The sequence below is a fragment of the Pedomonas sp. genome (genome assembly GCF_036515995.1).
Taxonomy (GTDB): Bacteria; Pseudomonadota; Alphaproteobacteria; order Sphingomonadales; family Sphingomonadaceae; genus Pedomonas.
Map to the genome: position 1 here is coordinate 1 of NZ_DATBUP010000022.1, position 7,345 is coordinate 7,345.

General features: G+C 65.9%; 5 protein-coding genes. 4 read left to right on the plus strand and 1 reads right to left on the minus strand.

The window, feature by feature from the left end:
* Nucleotides 1–1,587, plus strand: a 1,587-nt coding sequence (locus VIG90_RS01940) for a M28 family metallopeptidase (RefSeq protein WP_331591742.1), incomplete at its 5' end; no start/stop codon positions are given.
* A gap of 1,637 nt (nucleotides 1,588–3,224) precedes the next feature.
* Here VIG90_RS01940 and VIG90_RS01945 read toward each other — a convergent pair.
* Nucleotides 3,225–4,031, minus strand: a complete 807-nt coding sequence (locus VIG90_RS01945; RefSeq protein ID WP_331591743.1) for a hypothetical protein — start codon at nucleotides 4,029–4,031, stop codon at nucleotides 3,225–3,227.
* 570 nt (nucleotides 4,032–4,601) lie between these two features.
* Here VIG90_RS01945 and VIG90_RS01950 point away from each other — a divergent pair.
* The 3 genes from VIG90_RS01950 to VIG90_RS01960 form a co-directional block, all read left to right on the plus strand.
* On the plus strand, nucleotides 4,602–5,888 hold the full coding sequence (locus tag VIG90_RS01950) for a GGDEF domain-containing protein (RefSeq protein WP_331591745.1): 1,287 nt from the start codon (nucleotides 4,602–4,604) through the stop codon (nucleotides 5,886–5,888).
* A gap of 216 nt (nucleotides 5,889–6,104) precedes the next feature.
* Entirely contained in the window at nucleotides 6,105–6,590 is a 486-nt protein-coding gene (locus tag VIG90_RS01955; protein WP_331591746.1) for a hypothetical protein, read from the plus strand.
* A 130-nt stretch (nucleotides 6,591–6,720) separates the two neighbouring features.
* Nucleotides 6,721–7,345 (plus strand): class II aldolase/adducin family protein (locus VIG90_RS01960; protein WP_331591747.1); only part of this gene is annotated, 625 nt, incomplete at its 3' end.

Sequence of the window (7,345 nt, forward strand, 5' to 3'; positions counted from 1 at the left end):
GCTGGTCAGTTCCGTGCGCTGAACCTCAAGCCCGCGGGCGATCGCCCCAAAGCGGCCGGCCTTGCCGGCTATTTCCAAAAGGTGACGCTTCAGGGCGCAAAGCGCGTGGCCGATGGCGCGAAGCTGACCCTGATCCGCACCGATGGCAATCGTGGCGATGGCGGGCGTGGCGACGACAACCCTGGCGATGGCGGGCGCGTCGCCCTCTCCTACCCGGATGATTTCATCACCGGCGTTTCGATGAACGAAGCGGCGACGCAGCTTGCCGCGCCGCTGGTGTTCGCGGGCTTCGGTCTCGACGCCCCCGAGCGCGGACATGACGATTACGCCGGGCTGGACGTGAAGGGCAAGATCGTGGTGCTGCTCTCCGGCACGCCGGACGGCTGGCCCAGCGAGATCGCGGTCCACTACGGTACCACCAAGGCGGAGCTTGCGGCCAGGCACGGCGCGGTCGGCATCATCACCGTCGGCACCAAGGAGTCCGAAGAGCGCCGCCCGTACAAGAGCGCGCTGGATTATCTGGACAGCGAAAGCATGACCTGGGTGGGACCGGACGGCACCCCGTTCGTGCGCGCGCCGCAGATCCGCGTCACCGCCTCCCTCAGCCCTGAGGCCGCCCCCAAGCTGTTCAAGGGCGCGCCGAAGACCTATGCGCAAGTACTTGAAGAAGCGGAGAAAGGCACGCCGAAAGGCTTTACCCTGCCGCTGACGGCCGAGCTTGCGCAGAAGAGCAGCCACCGCCAGCTTCAGAGCGCGAACGTTGCCGCCGTCCTGGAAGGCAGCGACCCGGCGCTCAGGCAGGAATACGTCGTGCTGACCGCGCATCTCGATGGCATCGGCGTGTCGAGGGAAGTGAACGGCGACAAGATCTATAACGGCGCGCTAGACAACGCGACCGGCATCGCCACGCTGATCGAGACCGCCCGCGCCTTCACCGCCAGCGGCGAGAAGCCCAGGCGCTCCATCCTGTTTCTTGCCGTGACCGCGGAGGAAAAGGGTCTCATGGGGGCGGACTACTACGCCCGCATGCCGACGGTGGCGAAGGACGCCATGGTCGCCAACGTGAACCTCGACATGCCGGTGCTACTGTACCCGTTCAAGGACGTGGTGGCGTTCGGCGCGCAGCACTCGACGCTAGGCGACATCGTGGCCCGGGCCGCGGGCCAGGTGGGCATTGCGCTGAGCCCGGACCCGATGCCGACCGAGGCGATCTTCACCCGTTCGGACCACTACCGCTTCGTGCAGCAGGGCGTGCCCTCCGTCATGCTGATGCCGGGCTTCCAGTCCACCGACGCCTCCAAGGACGGCGGCAAGATCTGGCTGGATTTCCTCAAGAACCGTTACCACCGCCCGAATGACGACCTGAACCAGCCGATCGACTATCAGGCCGGGAAGGTGTTCGCCGAGGTGAACTTCCTGATCGCCCGGGACATCGCCAACGCGCCGCAGCGCCCGACCTGGCTGCCGAACAACTTCTTCGGCATGAAGTTCGGTACACCGCTGACGGTCGCAGCCAAGGCGGAAGGCGAAGTTGCAGAAGGCGGAAAGGCAGGCGCGGCAGCCCATCACGGCCACGCGCACCATTAAGTAATCTGTTTAAGCCATTGTAATTCGGTTGTTTTGCAGGGGTCTCGAGCCCCTGCACCCCTTTCGTTTTTCAGAGCCGCGGTTCCGGGGATTCTCTTCGCACCGGGCGTGACTTCGGCGGTGCCGCGGCTTTGACTTCGGCATCGCTTACCGTTCCTGCAGCAGCAGGCCAGCCATGAAGACAGGCTTGCGCGGTCGGGACCTGATGCGATCCACCCGCCTGTCGATACGGCTCGGGCGAGCAGCATCGCGGTATTGGTCTGCCGCTGCTCCCGCTGCACCTCCTGCAGGGCGGGTAGACAGGCTTCAACCGCTGCCGAAGCGATGTCCGCCTGAGGCGGGAACGCCGGTGGATACGGTGAGCATGGTGATGAGACGGCCGGGCAGAATGACGGAAACGCTTCACACCGCCTCTTGCGCAGGCAACCCGGCAGAAGGTTTGGAGAAGTAAAGTTGCGTCGTCCGCTCCTGCGCATTGAGATCGCCTCTTGAGGAAAGAACGGTACTGGCGAAGGGCATTGGAGCGCGCCCACGGAGCCAGCGTCTCTGTTATTGCCATCTCCTCGTTTCCAGCATCATCTCCAGCGCCACCGGGCGTCTGGGGCGCTGCGGCACAGCCCGCCTGCCCGTCCATGCTGAACGCCGTCATCTTCCGACAGAACTGAGAAGCCTGCGCCACGTCTGCCCCCTCGGCATCCGGCAAGTCCTTGCTTGCTGGGCGGCACGCGCCGGATGTCCCATCATGGCACTGGATACCGGTGCGCAGGAAGCGACGTTTGTCCTGCCGAGCCGTGGTCGAATGCGGGCCGATGCTCAACTACGGATCGTGATCAAAGGCGAGCCGGTCGGGCAAGCCACGGCGTCCCCGCCCTTTTGGCCAAGCATCCATGGCGCGGCAAAGGTCGCCCACGGCGCTCGACGCATCGGCGCGGGTGTGAGGGCTGAGGTTTTCCTGAAAGGCGACGGAGGTCTGGGGCTGGGCTGTCGTGCTCCGGCGGGGCGCCGATGGCTATGGCCAGCGGCCTGTCACGCAACGGCAGGATGCGGCGGACGGATCGTGCCGCAACGCCAACCCACACCTGCATCCACTGGTCGATCCCGCCAAGGCCGAGCGCGGGATCAGTCGCCTGTCGCCTGTCAGTTGTGGGCGGCGTCATCAAACACGTCCGGCCAGCGGTGATCTTTGCGTGCAGGGCCGGAAGGGCAAAAGCTCAGCCCGCAGGTGGCCATGACCTTCTATGCATCCTTCGGGTGCCGGAGGCTGTCGGGCTGGATGTTGGCCTCGCCGGCGATCGGGCGGGTCCGCCCCCCCCCCGCTGCCGTCGGCAGGGTTCGGGTGATGCAGGCCTGGTCGGCGCAGTTGCCGCCCCGGCGCTCAATGACCCCGCCGAAGCTCAGGCGGCCACGGCGCCATTGCGGCAACGGCGGGCGCAGAGCGCACTGTGAGTTTCCCGCACAATGGCCTGCGCGGCATCTGTGACTGTTTAATCGGACCTTGCTGTTGATGCGGGTGGAGCGGCGGCTTCGATTCGAAGCGACCGATCCCACGGCAGGCGCATTGGACCAAGCGGCTCCAGGCTCCTTGTTGGTCGCGCTTTTGTTCGCCGCAGGGTGTGTCACCCTGCTCGAAAGCTGCTCTAGAACAGCGTTGCCTGCGGTTGATCCTCGAAGGGCACGAGGCCGTGGACGACCCAGCCGCGCGGATCGGTGGTGCTGGTGGCGCTGGCGGCGCTTGTGCCCATGATGAACGCGATGCCCTGCCGGGGCAGGCCCTCGCCGTAGAGGCGGGTCAGGTCCTCCAGCGCCTTCTTCTCGCCGTGGCGCTTGCGGGCGACGAGGAAGGCGGCGTCCATCTCCCAGTCCTCGCAGGTGTGGACGCGCTCGCCATCCGCATCGCGCAGGCGGTAGCAGAAGGCATAGGGAATGGGTTCGGCGGGCATGAGGTGGCTCTGGCCGAACAGGTCCAGCTGCTCACGGAGCTGGCGGAAAGTGGCGCAGCGCTCGACGAACTCGGCGGGGCCGAGCTTCTCGCACGCAAAGCCCAGCACTTCCGCCTTCAGCAGCGCAAGGCTGCGCCCGGCCTCCGCCTCGGCGCGCAGGCCATGGACGACGACGCGGCTCAGGAAGGCCGCCTGCTCCGGGCGCGGAAGCTGGCCAAGGATCTCGATGGTCTTCTGGCCGACCTGCCGGGCCTCGGGCCGGGCGTCCTGCGCCGGGCTCGGCTTCCAGCCGCGAAAGCGGATACGGTCCCAGCGGCCGAAGCGCTGTTCCTCCTCCGGAACACGGAAGGAGACGGGCGAGAGGCGCAGCCAGTTCCGATAGAGATCAAGCGCGGCTGAGAACACGCTGACGCCCTGCACGCCACCGGACTGCGGCGCGGCCTTCACCAGAATGACAGCCTCAAGAGTGCGGCTGTCATAGTCATGAAGGGAAGGTTCTTGCATGGCGGCGGGATAACTCCGGATGACAGGCTGACGACAGAGCGCAGGCCGGCGATAGGGCTCGCGCCGGCGACAGGGCTCATGCTGGCAGGCCAGGCCTGCGCCACGCGCCCCTGCCCGCCGCCCTCTCCTTTGGCAAGGGACGGTGCAAGAAGCAACGAGAACGATGCGCAGGCTGCTCGGGCCGTGGATGGCCTCCCCCGGCTGAATGAGCGGCGCATGTAAGGGCGCAATACGCGGGAAAGCGCCTGCATATATTACCCTCCCGTTTCAAGCGGGAATGGGATAGAAAATGCACACAAGGGGGGAGCGCGGTCTTCCAGAGTCGTGCAGATCATGCGGCGCGACATTTAGTTGCTTTTAGCAGGGCCTGCGCTTTTTGAATTAATACCCTTATTGTTGTTGCGAACTAATTTTAACTCACTATCCAGTGCTTCGGCTATGGCCTCGCTGCGGGCACCCGTGCCTCCAGCGGACCGGATACGCAGCGCATTGCGGATGACATGACAGGGCAGCTTCTCCGCCGCGGCTGGCGGGGTAGTCCGCCACGCTTTCGGGAGAAATGACGCGCTCATGGACCTGTTCGGAACAGACCCCGCGACCGTTCGCACCGCAGTAAGCGCCCAACTGCTGTTCGGCGCCGTGTTCTTCTCCCTCAGCATACGCATGTTGCCCGGTTACCGGATGCTGCCACTGTGGGCGCTGGCAAACCTGTCCACCTTGGCCGCGCTGGTGCTGGAGGCTGTGGGAACCGGCGCGCTCAACAACTTTGCCCAGCTTCTGGGCGGGATTTCCATGGCCAGCGGCGCGGGCCTGCTGTGGGCCGCCATTCGCTACAATTACAACCTGCCGGTCAACTGGCGGGCCGGCATCAGCGTGTGGGCGGCGGCGGTGGTGTGCATCGGCCTGCCCTCATGGCTGCTGGGGCCGGACGGGCTGACCTATACCCTGTTCTATCACCTGCTGTGCGGCCTGACCCTGCTGGCAGGACTTGGCGACTATGCGCGCAGCCAGAAAGGGGCATGGACGGTGCAGTCCGCCCTGCTGATGGTGCTGATGACGGCCTGGGGGCTGTTCTCCGTCTGCGTCGGCGTGCTCAGGTCCACCCACCTGATGGTAACCCCGCTGGAGGAGCTGATTCCGGCAACGCGCAACCTTCTGGCGGCGGGCACCACGCTCATCATCATCGCACTGAACTTCTTCGGCTTCCTGATGATCAGCCAGCGGCTGAGCCGGGAGCTGAACCAGCTGGCCTCCACCGACAGCCTGACCGGGGCCATGAACCGCCGCGCCTTCCATCGCCGCGCCGCAACCCTGTTCAGCGCGCCCGCCCCCGCCGCCTACCTGCTGATGCTGGACCTGGATCACTTCAAGCAGATCAACGACCATCACGGCCATGCGGCGGGCGATCAGGTGCTGATCCGGTTCACCGAGACCGTGCGCGGCATACTGCGCGCCGGCGACCTTCTGGGCCGAACCGGCGGCGAGGAGTTCTCCGTGCTGCTGCCCGCAGCGGATGCGCAGGTGGCGCTTGCGGTTGCCGAGCGCATTCGCAGCAGCGTGGAGGAGCTGCGGATCGAGGTGGAGGATGGCAAGCCGCCGCTGCGGGTGACGGTGAGCATCGGCATTGCGCCGATCCTGCCCGGCGCGACCTTTGATCAGGTGGCGCTTGAGGCGGACAAGGCCCTCTATGCCGCCAAGAACGACGGGCGGAACCGGGTGGCGTGGGCGATCAGCGAGACCTGCCCGGCGTGCGAGACGCAGGCGGCCCTGCACCCGCCAGCGGCTGCCCAGAAGACCGTTCCGGAGCCGGCGGCGGCGATGACTGCAACCGCACTTGCATGCACGGACGCGTATTGATTCTGCGCAAGGCGCGCGCAAACGCATCTGCCGCCAAAACGCTCCGGCGTTCATCGCACTTCCGGTGCGTTTTATCCGCGCTTCGTCTGCAGTTCACCGCAAAGGCCGGGTGCGCCGCATTGCTTGCTATCCGCGATGGCCATACCTTTGCTGAGGCGGCCAAGACTCCCTTCGCCGCCTCCCCTCTCCGCAGGGCGTCACAGTAGGGTTAGTAGCATGGAAAGTCTGGGTCGGCGTTTGCGTGCATCCATCGAGCGCGCGATTGACACTGAAGAGCGGCAGCGGCTGCTCGTGTTCCTTGAATCCCTCAAGCTGTCCATCATGGACCAGATCGAGGCCGGCGAGACCGACCTGAGCTACGAGCTGACCGAGGCAGTGTACGAGATCCGCTCGCCGCTGAACCCGCTGAACGAGCTGTGGCTCGATTTCGAGGACTGGCTGCGCCACAACGACCTGTCGTCCTCGCTGAAGGCCGAAAAGGGCTTCGGTGAGAGCCGCTTCAGCCTGACGGTCTATCCGGGCCGGTTCGGCCCGTCCCGCTCCCGCCCGACGAACGATCTGGCCGACACCTGGCTGGAGAAGCTGAAGGCCAGCTCAGAGAGCGTCAGTTCCGGGAGCACGGGACCCGAGGCCACTGGACCGGAGGCTGCACAGGATCCGGCCCGGGACAAGGAACAGAGCGGCGAGCAGGACGCGGCCTGACGAGGAGCTGCCGGGCCTTCCGAGGACCGGACTACCCGATCAGGCAGGCATACCCCCCGTAGAAAATCGGCTCATCCGCACGTCACGCGCGTCTAACATGATGCAAGATGCATCATGGGGGAGAGAGGCGATGACGGACATGACGAGCCCGGTTCGGGACAGGGTGGACGAGCAGGAATGGAAGCTGCGGTGCGACCTGGCGGCGGCCTTCCGGCTGGCGGCGCACTACGGCTGGGATGACCTGATCTTCACCCACATGTCCGTGCGGGTGCCGGGGCCGGAGCACCACTTCCTCATCAACCCGTACAATCTGATGTTCGAGGAGGTGACGGCCTCCAACCTCATCAAGATCGACCTCAACGGCCAGCCGGTGGAGCCGACGCGCTATCTGGCCAACCCGGCGGGCTTTACCATCCATTCCGCCCTGCACTCGGCGCGGGAGGATGCCAACTGCGTCATTCATCTGCACACGGCGGCCGGACAGGCGGTTGCCGCCATGGCGGAGGGACTGATGCCACTGACGCAGACCGCCATGCTGGTGCGCTGGGACACCGCCTACCACGAGTATGAGGGCGTGGCGACGGACCTGGCCGAGCGCGAGCGGCTGGTGGCGCACATGGGCGACAAACGCGTGCTGATCCTGCGCAACCACGGCACGCTGACCGTGGGCCGCAGCGTGGGCGACGCTTTTCTGCGCATGTATCTGCTGGAGCGGGCCTGCGCGGCGCAGGTGATGGCGCTTTCCGCCGGGCCGC